This is a genomic window from Tepidimonas taiwanensis (assembly GCF_020162115.1).
GTDB lineage: Bacteria > Pseudomonadota > Gammaproteobacteria > Burkholderiales > Burkholderiaceae_C > Tepidimonas > Tepidimonas taiwanensis.
Genome location: NZ_CP083911.1, coordinates 2,885,174 through 2,907,682, shown reverse-complemented (window position 1 = coordinate 2,907,682; position 22,509 = coordinate 2,885,174). Strand labels below are relative to the sequence as shown.

The window sequence follows — 22,509 nt, the reverse complement described above, 5'->3', positions numbered from 1 at the left end:
GGCCGGATCAGTCCGTGGCTTCGGTGGCGTCGCCGCCGGGCGACACCGGCGGCACGGTGCGACGCACGACGTCGGCGGCAAAACCGCGCGCGGCGAGAAACCGCATCTGCCGCGCGCGCTCGGCGGCGTCGCGCGGGGCGGTGCCGAAGCGCCGCGCCCACAACGCGCGGGCGCGCTCGGCCTCGGTCGCGGCCAGCGGCTGCAGCGCGGCGTCCAGCGCCTCGCCGCTCACCCCGCGCTCGCGCAGCTCGGCGCGCAGCCGGGCGCTGCCCATCGCCTCACCGCGGCGGCGCACGTGCGCCTCGGCGGCGCGCTGCTCGTCGAGCCAGCCGCGCGTGGCACAGGCGTCGAGCACCGCCGCCAAGGCTTCCGGGTCGCTGGCGTGCGGGGCCAGCCGCCGCGCCAACTCGGCGCGCGTGTGCTCGCGCCGCGCCAGCGCCCGCAGCGCGCGTGCCATCAGGCTCGGCCCGTCGCTCGCCTCTGCGGCCGTCGCCCCGGAAGCCACCCCCACGGGCGAACGACTCCGCGGCCACGCCCGCCGCCCCTTCCCCGTCGAGGCCCCGGTGGGGCGTTCACCCCCGGCTGACGCCGATCCGGCGTCCGGCGGCCGCACCATTTCAGACGTCATCGAGCGCCGCATCGGCGTCCATCACCTCGTCCGGGTCCACGCTGGGCAGCGCCGCCACGCCGACGACGGCGCGGATCTTGTTTTCGATTTCGCGCGCCAGATCCGGGTTTTCCTTCAGGAACTCACGCGCGTTCTCGCGGCCCTGGCCGATCTTCTCGCCGTTGTAGGCGTACCACGCGCCGGACTTCTCGATCACCTTGTGCTGCACGCCCAGGTCGACGATTTCGCCCTCGCGGCTGATGCCTTCGCCGTAGAGGATGTCGAAGTCGGCGGTCTTGAACGGCGGGGCGACCTTGTTCTTGACGACCTTGACCTTGGTCTCGCTGCCGATGACTTCCTCGCCGCGCTTGATGGAGCCGGTGCGGCGGATGTCGATACGCACCGACGCGTAGAACTTGAGCGCGTTGCCGCCGGTGGTGGTCTCGGGGCTGCCGAACATCACGCCGATCTTCATGCGGATCTGGTTGATGAAGATGACCATGCAGTTGGTCTTTTTGATCGTCGCCGTGAGCTTGCGCAGCGCCTGGCTCATCAACCGCGCCTGCAAGCCGGGCAGGCTGTCGCCCATGTCGCCCTCGATTTCGGCCTTGGGTGTGAGCGCCGCGACCGAGTCGACGACGATCAGGTCCACCGCGCCGGAGCGCACCAGGCTGTCGACGATTTCCAGCGCCTGCTCGCCGGTGTCGGGCTGGCTGATCAGCAGGTTGGACAGATCGACGCCGAGCTTTTGCGCGTACTGCACGTCCAGCGCGTGCTCCGCGTCGACGAAAGCGCAGATGCCGCCCTGCTTTTGCATCTGGGCGATGACCTGCAGCGTCAGCGTCGTCTTGCCCGACGACTCGGGGCCGTAGATCTCGATCACGCGGCCACGGGGCAGGCCGCCCACGCCCAGCGCCAGATCGAGCCCGAGCGACCCGGTGGAGACGACCTGGATGTCCTCCACCTTCTCGCCTTCGGCCAGGCGCATGATCGTGCCCTTGCCGAACTGCTTTTCGATCTGCGCCAGCGCCGCCTGCAGCGCCTTGGCCTTGTCGGGGTCGGGGGTGCGGGTCGCGGTGTTCATGGTGACAAGTCCTCCGGTGGGGTTATCGATCGGGGCGCCGGCGCGTCCACGGCGCGGGCACGGGACGCAGTGTAATGGGCTATTGGGGAGATTTTTCCAATTTTTTGGTCAGTTTACCTTACCATTAGCCCATGACGTCCCTGCCGGCTTTCCGCGCCGACGAACGCTGGCGGCTCACCCACCTGGGCCGCCTGATGGGGCTTGCGCTGCGCCGGTTCGATGAGCGCGTGTTGTGGCTGATGGCGCACTCGCCGCAGGCCCCGCTGGCGCTGTCAAACCTGGCGGCACGCGACCGGGTGGGCGCGGCGATCGTGCACATCACGCGCCACCTGCCGCTGTGCGGCGCCCGGCTGACGGAACTCGCGGCCAGCGCCGGCATGAGCAAGCAGGCGATGGGCGACCTCGTGGACCAGTGCGTCGCTTGGGGGCTGGTGCGGCGCGAGCCGGACCCGCATGACGCGCGGGCGCGGCGCATCGTGTTCACGCCCACCGGGCGCGACTGGCTGCGCGCCTTCCAGCAGGCGGTCGAACAGGCCGAACGCGAGTTCCGCGCCGCCGTCGGCGATGCGGTGGCGGCGGTGGTAGCGTTGGGCCTGGAAGCCTACGCCGAGGGCGATGGCGCGCCGGGCGCCGCGCCCTACAATGCCACGCAGTGCGAGCGCTAGCGCCGCGCTGCCCTCCCCGGGAGACCTGCCATGCGCATCCTCATCGCCGAAGACGACCAGGTGCTGGCCGACGGGCTGTTGCGCACGCTGCGCGCAGCGGGCGCGGCGGTGGATCACGTGGCCACCGGCGAAGACGCTGACGCCGCGCTGCTCATGCACGACGGCTTCGACCTGCTGATCCTGGACCTGGGGCTGCCCAAGCTCGGCGGCCTGGAGGTGCTGCGGCGCCTGCGGGCACGCGGCTCGCGCCTGCCGGTGCTGATCCTGACCGCCGCCGACAGCGTCGAGGACCGCGTGCGCGGCCTGGACCTCGGCGCCGACGATTACATGGCCAAGCCGTTCGCGCTGGCCGAGCTGGAGGCGCGTGTGCGCGCGCTGGTGCGCCGCGGCAACGGGGCGGCCTCCAGTGTGATCCAGCACGGGCCGCTGGTGTACGACCAGGCGGGCCGGGTGGCGACGATCGACGGCAAGATGGTCGAGCTCTCCGCGCGCGAGCTGAGCCTGCTGGAGGTGCTGCTGCAGCGTGCCGGCCGGCTGGTGAGCAAGGAGCAGCTCGTCGAGCGCCTGTGCGAATGGGGCGACGAGGTCAGCACCAACGCGATCGAGGTGTACATCCACCGCCTGCGCAAGAAGATCGAGCGGGGGCCAATCCGCATCGCCACCGTGCGCGGGCTGGGGTACTGCCTTGAAAAGATCCCGGGCTGACGGGGCGCCCCCCTTCTCGGTGGGCGACGGCATCACTGGGACCGATGGCGTCCACGGGGCCACCGGGGCAGAGGAACCCGCCAGCGCCGACCCCGCGTCGCGCGCCGGACGCGGGTGGCGCCAGCTCTTCCGGCGCGAACAGCACAGCCTCTTCGGCGAGATCCTGGACTGGATGCTCACACCGCTGCTGCTGCTGTGGCCGCTGTCGCTGGGGCTGACGTGGTTCGTCGCGCAGGGGATCGCGAACCGCCCGTACGACCGCGCGCTGGAGTTCAACCTGCAGGCGCTGACGCAGTTCGTCACCATCGAGGACGGGCGCGCGATGTTCGCGCTCACACCCCAGGCGCGCGACCTGCTGCGCGCGGACGACACGGACCTCGTGTTCTACCAGGTCGTCGACCGTGACGGCCGTCTGGTCAGCGGCGACCCGGCGTTCCCGCGCCCGCCGGAGGACGTCGCGCCCCAGCCCGGCGATATCCGGCTGCGCGACGATGTGATCCGCGACGAGGACGTGCGCGTGGCGTACACGTGGCTGGCGCGCGGCCCGGCGCGCGACCACCTGGTGCTGATGCAGGTGGCCGAGACGCGCGGCAAGCGCTCCAAGCTGGCCACTGAGATCATCAAGGGCGTGATGGTGCCGCAGTTCATCATCCTGCCGCTGGCGGTGCTGCTGGTGTGGCTGGCGCTGGTGCACGGCATCCGACCACTGAGCGAGCTCGAGCGCCGCATCCGCGCGCGGCGCCCGGACGACCTCAGCCCCATCGACGACGAGCAGGTGCCGCAGGAAGTCGCGCCGCTGGTGGCGTCGATCAACGACCTGCTGCAACGCCTGAAGGTGACGCTGTCGAACCAGAAGCGCTTCCTGGCCGACGCGGCGCACCAGCTCAAGACGCCGCTGGCGGGGCTGCGCATGCAGGCGGAGATGGCGCAGCAGCAGCTGCCGCCCGGCGTTGGCGAGGAGGTGCAGCGCTCGCTGCGGCAGCTCGCCACCTCCAGCGCCCGTGCGGCGCACACGGTCAACCAACTGCTGGCGCTGGCGCGCGCCGAGGCCGCGGGACGGGCCCTGCCGCGCGAGCCGGTCGACCTGGTGCGCGTGGCGCGCGAGGTGGTCGAGGACCTCGTGCCGCTGGCGCTGGACAAGGGCATCGACCTCGGCTTCGAGACGCTGCCGGCGGCGCCGCAGCCGGGGCTGCCGACGGTGCATCTGTGGGGCAACCCGACGCTGCTGGCGGAACTCGTGCGCAACCTGGCCGACAACGCGCTGCGCTACACGCCGCGCGGCGGGGTGGTGACGGTGCGCGTGCTGACCGACCCCTTCAGCGGGGTACAGGTCCTGCAGGTCGAGGACAACGGCCCCGGCATCCCGCCCGACGAACGCGAGCGCGTCCTCGCGCCGTTTTACCGCGCGCTCGGCACCAACGTCGACGGCTCGGGGCTGGGCCTGGCCATCGTGCACGAGATCGTGCGCCAGCACGGCGCGCAGCTGGCGATGGAAGACGCCGACCCGCAGCGCCCCCACGCGCGGGGCCTGCGGGTGTCGGTGCGCTTTCAGGCGACGGTGGGCTTGTAGACGTTGAGCTGCAGCCGCTCGCGCTCGATCACGCGCGCCACCGCCGGCAGCGCCGCAAACGCCTGCGCCAGCGCCCACGTCTGCGGCAGCGTGGTCGGGTCGATGCCGGCAAACCCGCCCCAGCGCAGCAGGGTCAGCGCATAGGCGTCGAGCACGCCGGGCTGGGCACCGGCCAGCCACGCGCCGGGGCGGGCCGCCACCAGCCCCTCCAGCTCCTGCAGCAGCTCGCGGTAGCGCCCCAGCGCGTGCGCCTTGACCGATGCCTGCGCCGCGGGGTCATCGGTGAACTTGGCCGGCATGAAGACGTGCGTGAACGTCGGGTGGACGGTGTTGTTCATCCACATCAACGTCTCCAGCGCCCGGGTGCGCGCCATGCCCTGCGCCGGCAGCAGCCCCGCCTGCGGGAACATCGCGTCCAGGTGCAGGCAGATCGCGACGATCTGCGTGACCGGCGCCTCGCCGTCGACCAGCACCGGCACCTGGCCGCGCGGGTTGAGGGCGAGAAACGCGGGCGTGCGCTGCTCGCCCTTGTGCAGCTTGATGAGCACCGGCTCGAACGCGGCACCGGCCAGCTCCAGCGCCGCGTGCGGCACGAACGAACACGCCCCGGGGGCGTAGTACAGCTTCAGGCTCATCGATCGGTCTCCTCTTGGGGTCGGCCTCTGGGTCAGGGTCTGGGGGGTCAGGATTTGCGGGTGCTGCGCCGCGCCGTTGCCGTGCGCGCGGGCGCGGCACGCGCCGCCGTGGTCCGCGCCGCGCCGCGCCGCGGGGTGGCGCCGCCCTCGCGCGGCTCGAACGCGAAGTTGACCTTGCCGGCGTCGGCGTCCCACACCAGGGCGGCCTTGAACGGCCGGCGCGTGCGGTTGGACACGAAGCCCTCCAGCCAGTCGGTGCGACCGGTGGCGAGCAGCTTGGCCATCTGCTCCCGCGCAATCGGCTGCTGCAGGATGGTCGTCGCGCTCTTGAAGTCGCAGCTGGGCGTGGGTTGCTGCACGGTCGGTACCGCGCGGCTGCATACATAGTGTGCGCCGTGCTCGACGACGGGGCTGCCGCATTTGGGACACGGCCCGAGCGGCTCGCGGTCGCTCAAGTCGGCGAGCTCCCCCGTGGCCTCTTCCTCGTCGTCACCGAAGTCGAACGCCAGCTTCCACTGCCCGTCGGCGTCCGGCCCCACGGTCAGCTCGGCGCTGAATGGCCAGCCCGCCTTGGAGCGGAAGCCCTCCAGCGGCCCGATGCGGTGCTCGCGCAGCAGGGTTTCCACCTCCTCCACCGCCAGCACGCGCCCACCGGGGGCCTTGGGCAGCGAAAAGCCGCACCCCGCCCCGGCACCGTCCGCGCCCGTGCAGGCGTAGCGGCGGTAGGTCTCCTTCACGACGCCGCCGCACTGCGGGCAGGGCGTGCGCAGCGTCGCGTAGTCGCCGGGAACGGTGTCGCGGTCGTACTCCTTGGCCTTGCGCACGATGCGCTCGGTCATCGCGGCGATCTCGCGCATGAAGGCCTCGCGGCTGAGCTGCCCGCGTTCCATCTGCGACAGCTTGTGCTCCCATTCGCCGGTCAGCTCCGGCCGCGTCAGCTCCTCCACGCCCAGCCCGCGCAGCAGGGTCATGAGCTGAAAGGCCTTGGGCGTGGGGATCAGCTCGCGGCCCTCGCGCAGCAGGTATTTCTCGGCGATCAGCCCTTCGATGATGGCCGCGCGCGTGGCGGGCGTGCCCAGCCCCTTGTCGGCCATCGCGCTGCGCAGTTCCTCGTCGTCCACCAGCTTGCCGGCCCCCTCCATCGCGGCCAGCAGCGTCGCTTCGTTGAAGCGCGCGGGCGGACGCGTCTGCTTGGCGTCGACGCGCGCATCTTCGGTGCGCACGCGCTCGCCCGGCTGCACCGGCACGAGCGGCTGGCCCTTGTCGCCGGCGCGTGCGCCCTCGAAGTCTTCGGCCGCCTCTTTGCCGTACACCGCCATCCAGCCCGGCTTGACCAGCACCTTGCCTTCGGTCTTGAAGTGGTGCGTCGCGCCGTCCACCGGCACCTGCGTGATGCGCGTCGTGACCAGAAACTCCGCCGGGGGGAAGAACACCGCGATGAAGCGGCGCACCACCAGGTCGTAGAGCTTTTGCTCGGCTTCGCTCAAGCCGTGCGGCACCTGCGGCGTGGGGATGATCGCGAAGTGGTCGCTGACCTTGGTGTTGTCGAAGACGCGCTTGGTGGGGCGCACGTAGCCCTGCTGCAGCGCGGTGCGGGCGTGCGGCGCCAGGTGCGCCAGCGGCGCGTCGGCCAGCGCTTCCAGCGTGTGCTTGACCGTGCCCAGGTAGTCCTCGGGCAGCGCGCGCGAGTCGGTCCGCGGGTAGGTCAGCGCCTTGTGCTTTTCGTACAGGCTCTGCGCCAGCGCGAGCGTCGTCTTGGCCGAAAAGCCGAAGCGCCCGTTGGCCTCGCGCTGCAGGCTGGTGAGGTCGTACAGCAGCCCGCACGCCTGCGTCGTGGGTTTGGACTCCTCGCGCACATCCGCCCAACGGCCGCGCACCGCGTCGGCGATGGCGCGCGCCTCGGCCTCGGTCCACAGGCGCTCGGGCTTGCGCTCGGGGTCGGCGTCGTCACCGCTGGGTTTGCGCCACGCCGGGTCGAACCAGCGCCCGACGTACGTCCCGGCCTGCGCGGCAAAGGTGGCGTACACCTCCCAGTAGTCGCGCGGCTGGAAGCGCCGGATCTGCTCCTCGCGCTCGACGACGATGGCCAGCGTCGGCGTCTGCACACGCCCCACCGTGGTGAGGAAAAACCCCCCGTCGCGGCTGTTGAACGCGGTCATCGCCCGCGTGCCGTTGATGCCGACCAGCCAGTCCGCCTCGGAGCGGCTGCGCGCCGCGTCGGCCAGCGGCCGCATCTCCTGGTCGCTGCGCAGGTGCTCGAAGCCCTCGCGGATCGCCTGCGGCGTCATCGACTGCAGCCACAGCCGGTACACGGGCTTGCCCAGCGGCTTGGGCCGCCCGTCCTTGTCGGTGCCGCCGGCGTACTGCTCGATCAGGCGAAAGATCAGCTCCCCCTCGCGCCCGGCGTCGCAGGCGTTGACCAGCGCCCCGACGTCCTTGCGCTTGGCCAGCTTGACCACGGCGTTCAGGCGCGACTTGGTCTTGTCGATGGGCTTGAGCTCGAAGTGCGGCGGGATCACCGGCAGGTGGGCAAAGCTCCATTTGCCGCGCTTGACGTCGTAGGCCTCGGGCGCGGCGATCTCGAGCAGGTGCCCGACCGCCGAGGTGACGATGTAGCGGTCGTTTTCGTAGTGGTCGTCGTGTTTCTCGAACTTGCCCGCCACGGGGGTGAGTGCGCGCACGATGTCGAGCGCGACGGAAGGTTTTTCGGCGATGACCAGGGTTTTGGCGTTGGCGTTCATCTCTACAATGCTCCGGGCGTGGCCGCTGTGCGCGCGGATGGACGTGAACCGCCCCTCCCTCGCGCGCGCACGCCTGCGCACCCACATGTGACTACCTTAGCAAAGTTTTTGCCGTCCGGCGCCGCCCCCGGGCCCGCCGCCCCGCCGTCACCGACCGATGTCCACACCGACACTGACCGATGCCGACACCTCCGCCGCGCTGGCGCAGCTGCACGCCGGCGCCGAATCGCTGTGGCAGGCGGCCGCGCCACTGTGGCCCGGGCTGTCGGTGGAGGTGGTGCCCGTGATCGACTCGACCAACGCCGAGTTGATGCGCCGTGCCCGCGCCAGGCAGACCGAGCCGGTGGTGCTCGCCGCCGTGCACCAGCACGCCGGACGCGGGCGGCTCGGGCGCCCGTGGGTCACGCTGCCCGGTGCGTCGCTCGCGTTTTCCATCGGCGCGGTGCTCGCGCCCGCGGACTGGTCCGGGCTGTCGCTCGCGGTCGGGGTCGCGGTGGCCGAGGCGCTGTCGTCCGCGGTCCAGCTCAAGTGGCCCAACGACCTGTGGTGGAACGGTCGCAAGCTCGGCGGCATCCTGATCGAGACCGCGCCTTTGGACGGCGCCACCGCGGAGCAGCGGTATGCGGTGATCGGCATCGGCCTCAATCTGGCCACACCGGCGCTGCCCCCGGACGCGCCCGCCGATGCGCTGCCACCGGTGGGCCTGCGCGAGGTGGCCAATGCGCTGGGGCAGCCCGCCCCGGCGCTCGGTGCCACCTGGGCCTCTGTCGCGTCCGCGGTGCTGCGCGCGCTGCCCGCGTTCGAGCGCGAGGGCTTTGCGCCGTGGGCGGCGCGGTACGCGGCGCGCGACGCGTTGCGCGGCCGCAGCGTGCGCCTGAGCGAAGGGGGCGAGGGTGTGGCCGACGGTGTGGCCCCCGACGGGGCGCTGCGGGTGCGCGGTGCCGCCGGCGTGCGCCACGTCCACCAGGGCGAAGTGAGCGTGCGGCCATGCTGAGGGCACTCGTCGTCTTGCTGCTGCTCGCCAACGCCGCGCTGTGGGCGTGGCGCGAGGGGTGGCTCGGCATCGCGCCGACCGCCGACGACGGCGCGCGCGAACCGCAGCGCCTGGCGCAACAGGTGGAGCCCCACCGCCTGCGGCTGCTGAACCCGCCGGGCAGTGCGCCCCCACCGCCCCCGGCGGACGCGCCGTCCGACGCGGGCCCGCCGCCCGAGGCGTCGCCCAACGCCGGCGACGCGACGACCGCTGCCGCACCGACGCCCGCGCCGGAGCCGCGGCGCTGCTGGCAACTCGCCGCGCTGCCCCCGGACCAGGCCGCCGCGGCGCTGCGTGCTGCGGACCGCAACGCCGACCTGCGCGGCCGCCACACCGAGCAGGCCGGCACGCTGCCGGCGCGCTGGATCGTCTACCTCGGCAAGTTCGCCAGCGCCGACGCGCTGCAACGCCGCCGCGCGGAGCTGCGCGCCGCCGGCATCGACCAGCGCGAGGTCAACGTGCCGGCGCTCGCCCCCGGCCTGGCGCTGGGCACGTATTCCACCGAAGACGCGGCCCGCAAGGCGCTGGCCGACGCCCAGCGCCAAGGGGTGCGCGACGCCCGCGTCGTGCAGGAGCGCGCCGAAACGCGTGTGCTGACGCTGCGCTGGCCCGACCTCACCGCCGCCGAGCACGAGCGGCTGCGGGCCGCGCTCGGCGCTGCCGGGCGTGGCCTGGCCGCCTGCCCATAACGGTCACCGTCGTTCAGGGCTCCAGCGCCCGCCACGGCGCGACCGGCCCCTCCAGCGGCCACAGCGTGTCGTCGGCGATCGCCCAGCGCTGCACGCCCGGCGCCGCGGGCACCGGGTGCCCGCCGGTCCAGGCCCCGAAGGCGGGCAGGCACAGCACCGGCCCGTCGAGCGCAAAACACGGCAGGCGCAGCCGGTCACGCCCCGGCGCCCGCACGACGCATACCGGGTGGCGATGCCCGCACAGCACGGGCCGCTGCGCCCGCGGGTCTGGGTCGGGGCCCGCAGCGGCGTCCAACCCGTCGGGCGGCGTGTGGCGGCACTCCCACGGCCCGAGCGGCCACGGCTCCGACACCACCGTAAACCCCCACGACGCAGGCGGGTCGCCCGCGTGGTCGTCGTGGTTGCCACGCACCAGCACGCACGCGAGCGCCGCGTGCCGCGCGCGCCATGCCGCCACCGCCTGCTGTACCGCGGGGGTCAGCGACGCGCGCGCGTGCAGCCAGTCCCCCAGCACCACGAGACGGCGCGCGCCCAGCGCCTCGACGAGCGCGCTGAGCCGCTGCAGGTTGTCCGCGGTCGTGCCACCGGGCACGGCCAGCCCCGCGGCGCGAAACGCGGCCGCCTTGCCCAGGTGCACGTCGGCGACGAAGAGGGTCTCCCCGTCGGGCCACCAGGCGGCGCGCTGGGGCAGCAGCCACAGCCGCGCGGTATCGCCGCTGGCGGGCACCGCAAGCAAGCGTGCCCCCCGCATCGGCACCGCCCTCATGCGTCGGCCCCCGCCATCGGCGCGGCCCGGCGGCGCGGGCGGGTCGGCGCATCAGCGGCGCGGTCCAGCCGCGCGACCCAGCGCTGCAGCCGCTGCGCGAGCGTCTCGCTGGACAGCCGCTCGCGCCAGCGCTCCACGAGCAGCGCAAACGCCAGCGGCGTCGGGTGCGGCGGCGCAGCCACGTACAGCGTCTGCACCGCCATGCGCTGCAGCGTCGCGTGCAGGCGCTGCACATCGAGCACCTGGGCCAGCACCTCGGCGCGCGCCTGCTGCAGCAGGCGGTTGTGCGGGTCGTAGCGCTGGAAGACGTCCCAAAACAGCGCGGCCGACGCCTGCCACTGGCGCTGGCTGCGCCGCTCACCCGGGTGGCCCTGCGCGATCAGGCCCGCCACGCGCGCGATTTCGCGAAAGCGCCGCTGCGCCAGCTCCGCGGCGTTCAGGCTGGCGAGCAACTCCGTCTCCAGCACTTCCTGTGGCGGCGCCCGCAGCCACGCCGCGAGCCCCGCCGCCCAGTCGATCGGCTCGACACACAGCAGCGTCAACCCGATATCGTTGACAGCCATCGAAAACGTCCGCGGCGCCTCCTGCGCGACGCGCCAGGCCAGCCAGTGCGCCAGCCCCAGGTGCACGTCGCGCCCCGCGAACGGGTAGAGGAACAGGTGGCAGCCCTCGCGGTCGTGCCAGACCTCGGCCAGCAGCCGCCCGGGCGTGGGCAGCCGCGACCAGCGCGCCTGCAGCGCCAGCAGCGGCGCCAGCGCGGTCATCTCCGGCCCCTCGTGATCCCCCTGCTCGGCGCGCGCGAGGCGCTGCAGCATCGCCTCCGCCAGCGTCCCCGACAGCGGCAGCTGCCCGCCCTGCCAGCGCGGCACCCGCGGCGGCGCGCCGCGCGCATCGCGCACCCAGGCGGTGAGGTCGCGCAGCCGTACCAGCTCCAGCGTGCGCCCGGCAAAGGCGAAGCGCTCCCCCGGCTGCAGGCGCGCGATGAACGCTTCCTCCACGGTGCCGAGCCGCGCCCCGTTGAGAAAGCGCACCTCCAGCTGCGCGTCGGCGACGATGGTGCCGATGTTGAGGCGGTGGCGGCGCGCGAACCGCGCGTCGGGCACGCGCCACACGCCGTCGGCATCCGGCCCCACGCGGCGGTATTCGGGATACGTCTGCAGCGACGGGCCACCGTGCCGCACGAAGTCCAGGCACCAGCGCCAATCCTCGTCCGACAGCGTCGCGTAGGCGTGCGTGTCGCGCACCTCGGCAAGTAGTGCCTGTGGCACGAAGCCCCCGCCCAGCGCGACCGTCACCACGTGCTGCACCAGCACGTCCAGCGGCGCCTGCGGCGACGGGCGCGCCTCGATGCGCCCGGCCTGCAGCGCGTCGCGCGCGGCGGCCGCCTCCAGCAGCTCCAGCGCGTGCGTGGGCACCAGCGTCACGCGCGACTGCTGCCCCGGCGCGTGGCCGCTGCGCCCGGCGCGCTGCACCAGCCGCGCCACCGCCTTCGGCGAGCCGATGTGCAGCACCCGCTCCACCGGCGCGAAGTCCACCCCCAGGTCCAGGCTGGCGGTGCAGACGACCACGCGCAACCGGGCGGATTTGACACCCTGCTCCACCCACGTGCGCACGGCCGGGTCGAGCGAGCCGTGGTGCAGCGCAATCGCACCGGCCCAGTCCGGCCGGGCCTGCAGCAGCGCCTGGTACCACCACTCGGTCTGCGAGCGCGTGTTCGTGAACACCAGCGCGCTGCGGCACCCGTCCAGCGCCGCGGCCACCGCCGGCACCATCGACGCGCCCAGGTGCCCCGCCCACGAAAACCGCTCCACCCGCGCGGGCAGCAGCGTGTCGACGGTCACGACCTTGTCGACCCCGGCGCGCAGCACGCGCGCGGTCGCCGCACGCGCCGGGCCCAGCAGCGCCGCGGCCGCCTCGTCCAAATTGGCCAGCGTCGCCGACAGCCCCCACACCTGCAACCCCGGGCACCAGCGCCGCAGCCGCGCCAGCGCGAGCTGCACCTGCACCCCGCGCTTGTTGCCCAGCAGCTCGTGCCACTCGTCGACCACCACCGCAGCCACGCCCGCCAGGCACTGCGGTGCGTCCGCGCGCGCCAGCAGCAGGCTCAGGCTCTCCGGCGTGGTCACCATCGCGTGCGGCCAGCGGCGCGCCTGCGCGGCGCGCTCTGGGGACGGCGTGTCGCCGGTGCGCACCGCCAGCCGCCAGTGCGGGGCCAGTGCAGCCAGCGGCGCCTGCAGCGACGCCGCGGTGTCGGCCGCCAGCGCCCGCAGCGGCGTGATCCACAACACCCGTGGCCCCATCTGGCGTTGCTCCTCGGCCGCCGCGCGGCCGGCGTGGCGCTGCAGCAGGCCCAGCCACACCGCGTAGGTCTTGCCCGCGCCGGTGCTCGCGTGCAGCAGGCCGCTCTCGCCCGCAGCGATCGCCGCCCAGGTCTCGCGCTGAAACGGGAGCGGCGTCCAGCCCTGCGCGCGCATCCAACGCTCGGCGGCTTCGGCGGCCGCGGGCACCGACCGCCCCCTCATCGCGCCCCCTCCGGCCCCGGCGGCTCCACCAGCGCGAGCAGCGTGGCCAGGGAGTCGGCCTCCTCGACCGGTTTGTCGGTGCGCCAGCGCAGCATGCGCGGAAAGCGCACCGCCACGCCGCTTTTGTGGCGCGCGCTGCGCGCCACGCCCTCGAAGCCCAGCTCGAACACCAGCGTGGGCGCGACCGCGCACACCGGCCCGAAGCGCTCGCGCGTCGTGCGGCGGATGATCGCGTCCACCCGGGCCATTTCGGCGTCGCTCAGGCCCGAATACGCCTTCGCAAACGGCACGAGCTGCCGCGCGGGATGGCCGCTCGGGTGGCTCCAGAGCGCAAACGTGTAGTCCGAATACAGCCCCGCGCGCCGCCCATGCCCTTTTTGCGCATAGACCAGCACCGCGTCGACGGTGTAGGGGTCGGCCTTCCACTTCCACCACACCCCGCGGGTGCGCGTGCGGCCAATGCCATAGCGGGCGTCACGCTGTTTGAGCATCAGCCCCTCGGCCCCGTGGGCGCGCGCCGCTCGGCGCTGCGCGTCCAGCGCGGCCCAGCCGTCGCCCGGAACGGGTGGCAGCAGGGGGCTGACGCGCAGCGCCGGGTCTGGCACGGCCGCGACCAGCGCCTGCAGGCGCTCGCGCCGCTGCCACTGCGGTTCGTCGCGCAGGTCGCGGCCCTGCCACTCCAGCAGGTCGTACGCGATCAGCGCCACCGGCAGCTCGCGCAGCAGGGCGGCGCTCACGCGCCGGCGACCGATGCGCCGCTGCAGCGCCGCAAACGGTTGCACCGTGTCGTCCGCCACCACGACGATTTCGCCATCCAGCACCGTGCCCGGTGGCAACCGCTCGCCCAGCGCCACCAGCTCCGGATAGCGGTCCGTCACCAGCTCCTCGCCGCGTGTCCACAGCGCCACCCCATGGCGGCGCACGAGCTGGGCGCGGATGCCATCCCACTTCCATTCGACCAGCCACGCGTCCGGCTCGCCCAGCACGGCGGCCGGGTCCGGCAGCGCCGCCGGCAGCGGATGCGCGAGAAAAAACGGGTAGGGCCAGGCGTCGCTTTCGCAGACGACCGCCGCGCCGCGCTCGGCCGCTTCGCCGTACGGCATCGAACCAGACGATAAGTGGCTGGGCGCTTCAATTCCGGCATCCGCCCCTTCATGCGTCTCTTCATCCGCCCCTGTATCCGCCGACGCAGTCGCTGAGAAGGAAACGGCTGCGGCCCGCGGCGCGGGCGCCAGCAGCGCCCGGTAATCCGCCGCACCGGGCCGGGCATCGGCACGCGTGTAGCCCATCAGCCGCTGCGCCAGCAGCGCCACCGGCAACGCGGCCACCGCCGCCAGCGCCTGCGTCACCAGCTGGCGCGACACCCCCACCCGCCAGCCGCCGGTGATGAGCTTGCCGTGCAGCAGCCGCTCCTCCACCGTCAGCGCCTGCCACTGCGCGTGCAGCGCCGTCGCGCGTGCGTCCTCCGGCAGGCCCCGCAGCGCCAGCACCGCCGCCATCCACGCCGCGAGGCCCTGCGGCCGTGGGTCGGCGGGCGGCGGTAGCAGCAGCGCGATGGTTTCCGCCAGATCGCCCACCGCCGCATAGCAGGCCTCGAACAGCCAGTCCGGCACACCGGCGGCCGCGCACGCCTGTGCCCGCAGCCAGCGCGTGGGCACGATCTGGCGCGGCTTGCCGCCGGCGAGCAGATACACCGCCCAGGCGGCGTCGGCGGCGTCCGCGGCGCGGAAATACGCCTCCAGCGCAGCGCGCTTGTCGCCGGTGGCGGTGCTGGCGTCGAGTGCGCGGTACAGCGCGGCGAAGTCCCTCATGCCCCGCCCTCCGCGGGGCCGTCGGCCACCACCGCTTCGCCTTCCTCCTCGCCCGCTTCATCGCCCGCTTCATCGCCGTACGGCGCCCGCAGCGCGTCGGCCTGCCAGCCCTGTTCGGCCAGGTAACGCACCAGCTCCGGCACGTACCCGTGGGTGACGAGCACGCGCGAGGCCCCGCAGGCGCGCACCGCCCGCAGCAGGCCCGGCCAGTCGGCGTGGTCGGACAGCACGAACCCGCGGTCCACACCACGGCGGCGGCGTGCGCCGCGCACCTGCATCCAGCCGCTGACCATCGCGTCGGCGTGGGCACCGAAGCGGCGCAGCCACGGCGTGCCGCGCGCCGACGGCGGTGCCACCACGAGCGCGCGCCGCGCCTCGGCGGCCGCGAGGCCATCGGCGACGCGCCGCGTCTCGGCCAACGCCACCCCGGCGGCGCGGTAGGCCTCGTTGACCGTGTGCACCGCGCCGTGCACGATGATCGGCCCCACGCCCCGTCCGCGCAGCCCGGCCAGCAGCCGCTGCGCCTTGCCAAACGCGTAGGCATAGAGCACGCTGGCCCGCCCCGCCGCGGCGTTCGCCTGCCACCAGGCGGCGATGTCGGCCAACACCCCGTCCGCCCGCGGCCAGCGGTAGATGGGCAGGCCGAAGGTCGATTCGGTGATGAAGGTGTGGCAGCGCACCGGCTCGAACGGCGTGCAGGTGGGGTCGGCCTCGAGCTTGTAGTCGCCGGAGACGACCCAGACCTCGCCGCGGTGCTCCAGCCGGACCTGCGCCGAGCCCAGCACATGCCCCGCGGGGTGCAGCGAGACGCGCAAGCCGCCCACCGTCAGCGGCTCGCCGTAGCCCACCGTCTGCAGGGCGATGCCGTCGCCCAGCCGCGCGCGCAACACGCCGGCGGCGGCCGCGTGCGCGAGATACGCCCCGTGCCCCCGGCGCGCGTGGTCGGCGTGCGCGTGGGTGATCACGGCGCGCGCCACGGGCCGCCATGGGTCGATGTGGAAATCCCCCGCCGGGCAGTACAACCCCTCGGGCCGCACCTCCACGAGTGCCTGCTCGCCAGCCATCGGCGCGCAGTGTAGCCACCGCGGCCGGGGTGTGTGTCCAGCAGGGTATATTGCCCGGGCCGTGACACCCGCAACCGCCGATGCGCCCGCGACGGCGCGCCTTTTCCTGGCCCTGTGGCCCGACGCCATGACCCGGCAAGCGATCGCCGCGGCGGCCGCGCGCTGGCACTGGCCGCCCGGGGTGCGCCCGTACGCGCCGGACGACTGGCACGTGACGCTGCACTTCCTGGGGGCCGTGCCGCTGGCGCGACTGCCGGCATTGCAGGCGGGGCTCGCAGTCCCGTTCACCCCGTTCCGCTGGACGCTCGAAGGCCCCGCGTGCTGGCCCCACGGGCTGGCGGTACTGGCCAGCGCCCGCGCCGCGCCACCGCTGGCCGCGCTGCACCGGCGGCTGGCGCACGCGCTGCGCGCGCTGGCCCTGCCGGTCGAGACGTGGCCGCTGCGACCCCACGTGACCCTGGCACGGCGAGCGGATGGGGCGCAGTGCCCCGCCGGCGGCTCGCCCATCGTGTGGCCGGTGCGGGAGTATGTCCTCGCACGCTCGACCGGGGAACCCGCGCCCCGCTACACCATCGTGGCCCGCTATCCGGCGACTGGCCCGTGACGGGCAACCCAATCCCGACCCGCGCTACCATCGCACCGCGTTTTCCCCACACCAACAGGAAGTTTCACCATGGGCAAGGACGTCATCGATTACGACATCCGCGGCGCGGAGATGCAGTTCGTCGAGCTGGAACTCGACCCGGGCGAGGCCGCGATCGGGGAGGCGGGCAGCCTGATGTTCATGGACGACGGCGTCGTCATGGACACCGTGTTCGGCGACGGCAGCGCGCAGCAGGGCGGCTTTTTCGGCAAGCTCCTCGGCGCAGGCAAGCGGCTGATCACCGGCGAGTCGCTGTTCACCACGGTCTACACCAACCAGGCGTCGGGCAAGCGGCGCGTGGCCTTCGCCGCGCCGTACCCCGGCAAGATCCTGCCGATGGACCTGCGCGCGCTGGGAGGCACGCTCATCTGTCAGAAGGACAGCTTTCTGTGCGCGGCCCGGGGGGTGAGCCTCGGCATCGCACTGCAGCGGCGGCTGTCGGTCGGGTTCTTCGGCGGCGAGGGCTTCATCATGCAGCGGCTGGAGGGCGACGGCCTCGCGTTCGTGCACGCCGGCGGTACCGTCGTGCGGCGCGAGCTCGCACCGGGCCAGACGCTGCGCGTGGACACGGGCTGCGTCGTCGCCTACTCGCCCGAGGTCGATTTCGACATCGAATACGTCGGCAAGATCAAGACCGCGCTCTTCGGCGGTGAGGGGCTGTTCCTCGCGTGCCTGCGCGGCCCCGGCCAGGTGTGGCTGCAGAGCCTGCCGTTCTCGCGCCTGGCGTCGCGCGTCTTTGCCGCCGCGCCGCAGCTGGGCGGTCGGCGCGAGGAAGGCTCGGTGCTGGGCGGCTTTGCCGCCGGCGGGCTGCTCGGCGGCCTCATCGGCGGCGACGGCGGGGACGACTGACCCCCGCGCCGGCCGCCTCAACGCTGCGCGACGTCGAAGCCCGCGTCGCGCAGCGCCTGCAGCACCTGCTGCACATGCGCCGGCCCGCGCGTCTGCAGCACCAGTTCGATCTCGACGCTCTGCGCCGCCAGCAGCGTGAAGGCCCGCTGGTGGTGCACCTGGTCGATATTGGTGCCGGCCTCGGCGACGATCGCGGCGATGCGCGCGAGCTGCCCCGGCAGGTCGCGCGTGTTGACCACCAGCCGCACCAGCCGCCCCGCGCGCACCATGCCGCGCTCGATGATGGAGGCAAGCAGCAGCGGGTCGATGTTGCCGCCGCACAGTACCAGCCCGACCTTGCGGCCGGCAAAGCGCGCCGGGTGCCGCAGCACCGCGGCCAGCCCCGCGGCGCCCGCGCCTTCGACGAGCGTCTTTTCGATTTCGAGCAGCATCACGATCGCCTGCTCGATGTCCTCCTCGTCCACCAGCAGCCAGTCGTCCACGTAGCGGCGCGCCAGCGCCAGGTTGCGCTCGCCCGGGCTGCCCACGGCGATGCCTTCGGCGATGGTGTTGGCCCCCTGCGGCCAGTGGCTGCCCGTGACGGCGTTGACCATCGCCGGAAAGCGCCGCGTCTGCACGCCCACGACCTCGATGCCGGGCTTGAGCGCCTTCGCCGCCGCCGCCACCCCGCCGATCAGCCCGCCGCCGCCGACGGCGATCGCCAGCACCTCCAGATCCGGCTGCGCGCGCAGCATCTCCAACCCGATCGTGCCCTGCCCGGCAATGACCGCGTCGTCGTCATACGGGTGCACGAAGGTCAGCCCCTGCTCGGCCGCGAGCGCGCGCGCGTGGGCGCGCGCCTCCTCCAGCGTGTCGCCGTGCAGCACCACCTCCGCGCCGAAGCCGCGCGTGCGCTCGACCTTGACGCCCGGCGTGAAACGCGGCATCACGATCACCGCGCGCAGCCCCAGCCGCTGCGCGTGGTACGCCACCCCCTGCGCGTGGTTGCCCGCGGACATCGCGATCACCCCGCGCGCCCGCTCTTCCGCGGTCAGCAACGACAGCTTGTTGCACGCCCCGCGCTCCTTGAACGACGCGGTGTACTGCAGGTTTTCGAACTTCAGGAAAATCTGCGCACCGGTGATCTGCGACAGCGTGCGCGATTCCAGACACGGGGTCTCGAGCACCTGCCCCGCCAGCCGCGCCGCGGCCGCCTCGATGTCCGACAACGTCACCATGATCCTCTGTGTGCCTCCTTTGTGTGCCTGCGGGCTAACGCGATGGCCCCGATTGTCGCCGCGAGTCGCCGAATGGTTCGCCCCGCGCCGGCCGCGCTGGCACCGTCGGCCACCCGCAGCTGCGGCACACTGACGCCCTCTGACTCGCGCCGTCACCATGAACGACTCCACCACCACTGCCGCCACCATCCAGCGCTGGCTCGACGAGCACCGCATCACCGAGGTCGAGTGCCTGATCCCGGACATGACCGGCCAGGCGCGCGGCAAGATCGTGCCGCGCCACAAATACGACCCCGCCGCCGGTCTGCGCCTGCCGGAAGCGGTGCTGACGATGACCGTCACCGGCGACTACCCGGAGCAGGACTTCACCCCGGTGGCCGATCCGGACATGCGGCTCGTGCCCGATGCGTCGACGCTGCGCCTGGTGCCGTGGGCCAAGGAGCCGACCGCGCAGATCATCCACGACTGCGTGCACTTCGACGGCCGCGCGGCCGAGCTCGCCCCGCGCAACGTGCTGCGGCGCATCCTGTCGTTTTACGAGCGCGACGGCCTGCAGCCCATCGTCGCGCCCGAGATGGAGTTCTACCTCGTCGAGATCGAGCCGGACGAGGACATCCCGCTGAAGCCCCCGGTGGGCCGCACGCGCCGCACCGAAGCCGGCATGCAGAGCTTTTCCATCGACGCCGTCAACGAGTACGACGACATCTTCGACGTGATCTACGACTGGTGCGAGGCGCAGGGCCTCAAGCTCGACACGCTCATCCACGAGATGGGCACGGCGCAGATGGAGATCAACCTCGACCACGGCGAGCCGCTGGCTCTCGCGGATCAGGTGTTCCTCTTCAAGCGCACGGTGCGCGAGGTGGCGATCCGCCACGGCATGTACGCCACCTTCATGGCCAAACCGATGCAGGGACAGCCCGGCAGCGCCATGCACATCCACCAGAGCGTGCTCGACCGCGCCAGCGGCCGCAATATCTTCAGCGAGGCGGACGGCTCGCCATCGCCCGCGTTCTTCCACTTCATCGGCGGGCTTCAGGCGTACCTGCCCGCGGCGATCGCGTTCTTTGCGCCCTACGTCAACAGCTACCGGCGGCTGTCGCGCTACACCGCGGCACCGATCAACCTGAGCTGGGGCTACGACAACCGCACCTGCGGCCTGCGCGTGCCGCACTCCCCGCCGGAGGCCCGGCGCGTGGAAAACCGCCTCGCCGGCGTCGACGTCAACCCGTATCTGGCGATCGCCGCCAGCCTGGCCTGCGGCTACCTGGGCATGCGCGAGCGGCGGCAACCGAGCGAGCCGCTGACCGGCAGCGCCTACGAACAGCCGCACCAGCTGCCGCGGCACCTGGACGACGCGATCGAGCGGCTGCTGGCCTGCGCGCCGCTGGCCGAGCTGTTCGGCGAACACTTCCTGCGCACCTACGCGGCCATCAAGGAAGCCGAGTACCGCGAGTACTTCGACGTCATCAGCCCGTGGGAGCGGCGCTATCTGCTGCTCAACGTGTGAGCACAAGCGCCACGCCGGCGGCATACCGACTGGGTACCCAGCCCCAGTATTACCAGGGTCTCGCGGTCGATCGCGTTTCCATTTACAGCGTTATCGCGTCCAGTGCCCGGGTTTTTTCCTGAACGCCTGCCTCAATCAGCAATCCCAAGCCAGAGGGACAGCGCGTGCTCGATCTCGATCAGCTGATGTTTGGTGATGAAGCCAAACGCCTCACGTGTAATCGTGTCCGCCATGGCGTGGATACACATCCTCCGTCATAGGGCATGGGTTCACCGGTAGGGTCGGGGTGACGACACTTCACCAACGCAGGAAGGAACCGATGACTGACTTGGTCGCTCGCCCACTGGACACACCTCGGCTGCTTTAGTACGATTAGATCATATTACGTTCAAGGATCCCGCCATGCGAACCACCCAGCAGCTGAGCATCACCCTGCCCAAGAAGATGGCCGATGTGGTGAAAACCAAGGTGCGCAGCGGCGAGTACGCCAGCGAAAGCGAAGTGATCCGCGAGGGCCTGCGGGCGCTGTTGGCGCGCGACCGCGCGGTGGAAAGCTGGCTGAACAGTCAGGTAGGCCCGGCCTACGATGCGCTGAAGGCCGACCCGGGCCGCGCGCTCAGTGCCGACCAGGTACGCGCCCGGCTGGCCGCTGAACACGCCAAAGCGCGATGAGCTACCGGGTTGTGTTCAGCCCGGAGGCGATGGAGCAACTTACAGCGCTGTACCGCTACATCGCCGAAGCGGCCTCGCCCGACACCGCGGCGCGCTACACCGAGGGCATCGTCAGCCATTGCGAGAGCCTGCGGACCTTTCCCCATCGCGGCAACATGCGCGACGACATCCGCCCCGGCTTGCGGACCACCCACTACAAAAAGCGCACGGTGATTGCCTTCACGGTGGAGGAAGACACGGTCTCCGTTCTCGGGATTTTCTACGGCGGTCAGGACTACGAGACCTTGCTACAGGACGACCAGTAGCTACCTTCTTGCCCGAAACTCCGCCTCGGTCTGCAGCACCGCGCGCTGCAGCGCCCGCGCATCGACGAGCGCATGATGGCGACGCGGCTCGTTCTCGAGCAACGCCTTGAGCAGGTCTTCAAAGCGCGCGGCCATCGCGTTGGCCGGCCACTGCAGGCGCTGCGCGTCGAGCGCGCCTGGACCCCGCCAGTGCGGCCGCACGAGGTCGGTCAGCAGCCGAAGATCGGTGTCGGTGTCGGCAATCAGCGTCACGCCGTGGACGCTGCCCTCCCCCGCTGATCCCAGCCACGCCGCGATGGCCGGCCCGGCATGCGCTCGGGGCATGCCTGTGCCGTCCAGCAGCGGCAAGACGTCTTCCACCACGAACGCCGAGCACTGCTCGCGCCGCCAGCCGTCGGCAAGCTCCCAGTAGCCGGTGCGCCCGTCCTCGGCCACCAGCCCCACCGAGATGAGGCGCGGCTGCTCGAAGTCCGTGAACTCGGTGTCGACGAAGACGCGCATGTCGGTGCAGCGCTCCTGCTGGACTCTACGCTCGATCCCGTGAATGCCAAGGGCAGTCTTGTCCAACGAGGTATAAGCCACAACCAAACTGCACGGGCCGGTACCGGTCTGGCCGCCTCGTCAGCAGTCAAACTCTACCGCACTGGTCTGGTGTGAAACATACAAGCTGGCGGCGAGCTCGCCGACCGAGCGGCTTGACGCGCGCTGTTCACATGACTATGGTCATCACCATGGTCACGCCTTGCGGGGGGATGACATGCAAACGATTCGCGCCTCTGAATTCAAAGCCAAGTGCCTGGCGCTCATGGATGCGGCCGCCGCGACGGGTGAGACGTGGGTCATCACCAAGAACGGCAAGCCGGTGGCGGAATTGCGTCCGTACAGCGGGGGGCGGGCTGCGTCCCCGTTCGGGCGGCATCCGACCCTGGAAATCCGCGGTGATGTGATCGCCCCGCTGGAGGATGACCTGTGGCAGGCAGCGGGGTGATCCTGGACACCCACGCGCTGCTGTGGATGGATCGGGACGATCCGGCCCTGGGGGCACAGGCGCGTACCCTCATCGAAGCGGCGTGGCGCTCGGGTCGTGTGGCGGTGAGCGCCATCAGCTTTTGGGAGGTGGCGATGCTGGCCGAACGCGGCCGCGTGGTGCTGCCCGAGCCGGTCACCCAGTGGCGGCACGGCTGGCTGCAAGCCGGGCTGGAGGAGGTCCCCGTCGATGGGGGCATCGCGCTGCTGGCGACGCAGCTGCGCGACTCGCACCGTGACTCCGCCGACCGGTTCATCATCGCGACGGCCATGCACCGACACGCGACCCTCGTGACGGCCGATCGCCTCATCCTGGATTGGCCCGGCGGGCTGTCCCGTCAGGCGGCCGATGTCTGACGTCCGCCGACGCGGGTCGACGCCTTGGCCCCCCACTC

The 22,509-nt window shown here is 72.3% G+C and carries 22 protein-coding genes; 12 read left to right on the top strand and 10 right to left on the bottom strand.

Annotated features, from left to right (window positions below):
- Positions 1 to 7: 7 nt before the first annotated feature.
- The gene (gene recX, locus LCC91_RS13785) at positions 8 to 511 is read right to left on the bottom strand and encodes a recombination regulator RecX (RefSeq protein ID WP_224440962.1); all 504 of its coding nucleotides are present in this window, start codon (positions 509 to 511) and stop codon (positions 8 to 10) included.
- A gap of 106 nt (positions 512 to 617) precedes the next feature.
- A complete protein-coding gene (recA, locus tag LCC91_RS13780; RefSeq protein ID WP_052231577.1) occupies positions 618 to 1,691 on the bottom strand; it encodes a recombinase RecA in 1,074 nt (357 codons plus the stop codon).
- A 131-nt stretch (positions 1,692 to 1,822) separates the two neighbouring features.
- Between recA and LCC91_RS13775 the strand changes: the two genes are divergently transcribed.
- The 3 genes from LCC91_RS13775 (at position 1,823) to LCC91_RS13765 (ending at position 4,631) form a co-directional block, all read left to right on the top strand.
- Complete coding sequence (locus tag LCC91_RS13775; RefSeq protein ID WP_052231576.1) at positions 1,823 to 2,356, top strand: MarR family winged helix-turn-helix transcriptional regulator; 534 nt, start codon at positions 1,823 to 1,825, stop codon at positions 2,354 to 2,356.
- A gap of 30 nt (positions 2,357 to 2,386) precedes the next feature.
- Positions 2,387 to 3,061, top strand: coding sequence for a response regulator (locus LCC91_RS13770; protein WP_043701032.1), 675 nt, complete (start codon positions 2,387 to 2,389; stop codon positions 3,059 to 3,061).
- A gap of 172 nt (positions 3,062 to 3,233) precedes the next feature.
- On the top strand, positions 3,234 to 4,631 hold the full coding sequence (locus LCC91_RS13765) for a sensor histidine kinase N-terminal domain-containing protein (protein ID WP_052231581.1): 1,398 nt from the start codon (positions 3,234 to 3,236) through the stop codon (positions 4,629 to 4,631).
- On the opposite strand, the gene LCC91_RS13760 is transcribed toward LCC91_RS13765, so the two are convergent.
- Complete coding sequence (locus LCC91_RS13760; RefSeq protein ID WP_143898227.1) at positions 4,610 to 5,266, bottom strand: glutathione S-transferase family protein; 657 nt, start codon at positions 5,264 to 5,266, stop codon at positions 4,610 to 4,612. The genes LCC91_RS13765 and LCC91_RS13760 overlap by 22 nt on opposite strands.
- A 47-nt stretch (positions 5,267 to 5,313) precedes the next feature.
- On the bottom strand, positions 5,314 to 8,007 hold the full coding sequence (locus tag LCC91_RS13755) for a DNA topoisomerase III (RefSeq protein ID WP_082007582.1): 2,694 nt from the start codon (positions 8,005 to 8,007) through the stop codon (positions 5,314 to 5,316).
- Positions 8,008 to 8,164: 157 nt separating this feature from the next.
- Here LCC91_RS13755 and LCC91_RS13750 point away from each other — a divergent pair, with 157 nt between their 5' ends.
- Positions 8,165 to 9,001: a biotin--[acetyl-CoA-carboxylase] ligase gene (locus LCC91_RS13750; RefSeq protein ID WP_082007581.1), complete on the top strand. Its 837-nt coding sequence runs from the start codon at positions 8,165 to 8,167 to the stop codon at positions 8,999 to 9,001.
- A complete protein-coding gene (locus tag LCC91_RS13745) occupies positions 8,995 to 9,729 on the top strand; it encodes an SPOR domain-containing protein (RefSeq protein ID WP_043701027.1) in 735 nt (244 codons plus the stop codon). Before LCC91_RS13750 ends, LCC91_RS13745 begins: the two co-directional genes overlap by 7 nt.
- Positions 9,730 to 9,742: 13 nt before the next feature.
- On the opposite strand, the gene pdeM is transcribed toward LCC91_RS13745, so the two are convergent.
- Genes pdeM through LCC91_RS13725 form a run of 4 tightly spaced genes read right to left on the bottom strand, consistent with a single transcriptional unit; the run spans position 9,743 to position 15,892 of the window.
- Positions 9,743 to 10,480, bottom strand: a complete 738-nt coding sequence (gene pdeM, locus LCC91_RS13740) for a ligase-associated DNA damage response endonuclease PdeM (RefSeq protein WP_052231574.1) — start codon at positions 10,478 to 10,480, stop codon at positions 9,743 to 9,745.
- 11 nt (positions 10,481 to 10,491) lie between these two features.
- Positions 10,492 to 13,017, bottom strand: coding sequence for a ligase-associated DNA damage response DEXH box helicase (locus LCC91_RS13735; RefSeq protein ID WP_082007580.1), 2,526 nt, complete (start codon positions 13,015 to 13,017; stop codon positions 10,492 to 10,494).
- Positions 13,014 to 14,828 (bottom strand): cisplatin damage response ATP-dependent DNA ligase, encoded by a 1,815-nt coding sequence (locus LCC91_RS13730; protein ID WP_224440961.1) that lies wholly within the window; start codon positions 14,826 to 14,828, stop codon positions 13,014 to 13,016. Before LCC91_RS13730 ends, LCC91_RS13735 begins: the two co-directional genes overlap by 4 nt.
- On the bottom strand, positions 14,825 to 15,892 hold the full coding sequence (locus tag LCC91_RS13725) for a ligase-associated DNA damage response exonuclease (protein ID WP_143898225.1): 1,068 nt from the start codon (positions 15,890 to 15,892) through the stop codon (positions 14,825 to 14,827). The genes LCC91_RS13730 and LCC91_RS13725 overlap by 4 nt, the downstream gene beginning before the upstream one ends.
- A 31-nt stretch (positions 15,893 to 15,923) precedes the next feature.
- Here LCC91_RS13725 and thpR point away from each other — a divergent pair, with 31 nt between their 5' ends.
- Positions 15,924 to 16,496, top strand: a complete 573-nt coding sequence (thpR, locus tag LCC91_RS13720; RefSeq protein WP_399206006.1) for an RNA 2',3'-cyclic phosphodiesterase — start codon at positions 15,924 to 15,926, stop codon at positions 16,494 to 16,496.
- Between the two features lie 69 nt (positions 16,497 to 16,565).
- A complete protein-coding gene (locus LCC91_RS13715; protein ID WP_043701019.1) occupies positions 16,566 to 17,384 on the top strand; it encodes a TIGR00266 family protein in 819 nt (272 codons plus the stop codon).
- Between the two features lie 17 nt (positions 17,385 to 17,401).
- On the opposite strand, the gene LCC91_RS13710 is transcribed toward LCC91_RS13715, so the two are convergent.
- Entirely contained in the window at positions 17,402 to 18,601 is a 1,200-nt protein-coding gene (locus tag LCC91_RS13710; RefSeq protein WP_043701017.1) for a threonine ammonia-lyase, read from the bottom strand.
- A gap of 157 nt (positions 18,602 to 18,758) precedes the next feature.
- Between LCC91_RS13710 and LCC91_RS13705 the strand changes: the two genes are divergently transcribed.
- The 3 genes from LCC91_RS13705 (at position 18,759) to LCC91_RS13695 (ending at position 21,088) form a co-directional block, all read left to right on the top strand.
- Positions 18,759 to 20,111: a glutamine synthetase family protein gene (locus tag LCC91_RS13705; protein ID WP_052231572.1), complete on the top strand. Its 1,353-nt coding sequence runs from the start codon at positions 18,759 to 18,761 to the stop codon at positions 20,109 to 20,111.
- A 402-nt stretch (positions 20,112 to 20,513) separates the two neighbouring features.
- Positions 20,514 to 20,783, top strand: coding sequence for a ribbon-helix-helix domain-containing protein (locus tag LCC91_RS13700; protein ID WP_043701014.1), 270 nt, complete (start codon positions 20,514 to 20,516; stop codon positions 20,781 to 20,783).
- Positions 20,780 to 21,088: a type II toxin-antitoxin system RelE/ParE family toxin gene (locus tag LCC91_RS13695; RefSeq protein ID WP_043701012.1), complete on the top strand. Its 309-nt coding sequence runs from the start codon at positions 20,780 to 20,782 to the stop codon at positions 21,086 to 21,088. Before LCC91_RS13700 ends, LCC91_RS13695 begins: the two co-directional genes overlap by 4 nt.
- Here LCC91_RS13695 and LCC91_RS13690 read toward each other — a convergent pair whose 3' ends face one another.
- On the bottom strand, positions 21,089 to 21,655 hold the full coding sequence (locus tag LCC91_RS13690) for a hypothetical protein (RefSeq protein WP_143898223.1): 567 nt from the start codon (positions 21,653 to 21,655) through the stop codon (positions 21,089 to 21,091).
- A 190-nt stretch (positions 21,656 to 21,845) separates the two neighbouring features.
- On the opposite strand from LCC91_RS13690, the gene LCC91_RS13685 reads away from it, so the two are divergent.
- Positions 21,846 to 22,076, top strand: coding sequence for a type II toxin-antitoxin system Phd/YefM family antitoxin (locus LCC91_RS13685; RefSeq protein WP_052231571.1), 231 nt, complete (start codon positions 21,846 to 21,848; stop codon positions 22,074 to 22,076).
- Positions 22,058 to 22,471 (top strand): type II toxin-antitoxin system VapC family toxin, encoded by a 414-nt coding sequence (locus LCC91_RS13680; RefSeq protein WP_197052559.1) that lies wholly within the window; start codon positions 22,058 to 22,060, stop codon positions 22,469 to 22,471. Before LCC91_RS13685 ends, LCC91_RS13680 begins: the two co-directional genes overlap by 19 nt.
- Positions 22,472 to 22,509: the final 38 nt, after the last annotated feature.

Excerpts from the sequence above, each read along its gene's own strand:
- LCC91_RS13765 (WP_052231581.1), top strand. The coding sequence starts at position 3,234 with ATGCTCACACCGCTGCTGCTGCTGTGGCCGCTGTCGCTGGGGCTGACG.
- LCC91_RS13685 (WP_052231571.1), top strand. The coding sequence starts at position 21,846 with ATGCAAACGATTCGCGCCTCTGAATTCAAAGCCAAGTGCCTGGCGCTC.
- recA (WP_052231577.1), bottom strand. The coding sequence starts at position 1,691 with ATGAACACCGCGACCCGCACCCCCGACCCCGACAAGGCCAAGGCGCTG.
- LCC91_RS13715 (WP_043701019.1), top strand. The coding sequence starts at position 16,566 with ATGGGCAAGGACGTCATCGATTACGACATCCGCGGCGCGGAGATGCAG.
- LCC91_RS13755 (WP_082007582.1), bottom strand. The coding sequence starts at position 8,007 with ATGAACGCCAACGCCAAAACCCTGGTCATCGCCGAAAAACCTTCCGTC.
- LCC91_RS13705 (WP_052231572.1), top strand. The coding sequence starts at position 18,759 with ATGAACGACTCCACCACCACTGCCGCCACCATCCAGCGCTGGCTCGAC.
- LCC91_RS13735 (WP_082007580.1), bottom strand. The coding sequence starts at position 13,017 with ATGAGGGGGCGGTCGGTGCCCGCGGCCGCCGAAGCCGCCGAGCGTTGG.
- LCC91_RS13730 (WP_224440961.1), bottom strand. The coding sequence starts at position 14,828 with ATGAGGGACTTCGCCGCGCTGTACCGCGCACTCGACGCCAGCACCGCC.
- LCC91_RS13695 (WP_043701012.1), top strand. The coding sequence starts at position 20,780 with ATGAGCTACCGGGTTGTGTTCAGCCCGGAGGCGATGGAGCAACTTACA.
- LCC91_RS13750 (WP_082007581.1), top strand. The coding sequence starts at position 8,165 with ATGTCCACACCGACACTGACCGATGCCGACACCTCCGCCGCGCTGGCG.
- LCC91_RS13725 (WP_143898225.1), bottom strand. The coding sequence starts at position 15,892 with ATGGCTGGCGAGCAGGCACTCGTGGAGGTGCGGCCCGAGGGGTTGTAC.
- pdeM (WP_052231574.1), bottom strand. The coding sequence starts at position 10,480 with ATGCGGGGGGCACGCTTGCTTGCGGTGCCCGCCAGCGGCGATACCGCG.
- LCC91_RS13745 (WP_043701027.1), top strand. The coding sequence starts at position 8,995 with ATGCTGAGGGCACTCGTCGTCTTGCTGCTGCTCGCCAACGCCGCGCTG.
- LCC91_RS13760 (WP_143898227.1), bottom strand. The coding sequence starts at position 5,266 with ATGAGCCTGAAGCTGTACTACGCCCCCGGGGCGTGTTCGTTCGTGCCG.
- LCC91_RS13700 (WP_043701014.1), top strand. The coding sequence starts at position 20,514 with ATGCGAACCACCCAGCAGCTGAGCATCACCCTGCCCAAGAAGATGGCC.
- LCC91_RS13710 (WP_043701017.1), bottom strand. The coding sequence starts at position 18,601 with ATGGTGACGTTGTCGGACATCGAGGCGGCCGCGGCGCGGCTGGCGGGG.
- LCC91_RS13775 (WP_052231576.1), top strand. The coding sequence starts at position 1,823 with ATGACGTCCCTGCCGGCTTTCCGCGCCGACGAACGCTGGCGGCTCACC.
- LCC91_RS13770 (WP_043701032.1), top strand. The coding sequence starts at position 2,387 with ATGCGCATCCTCATCGCCGAAGACGACCAGGTGCTGGCCGACGGGCTG.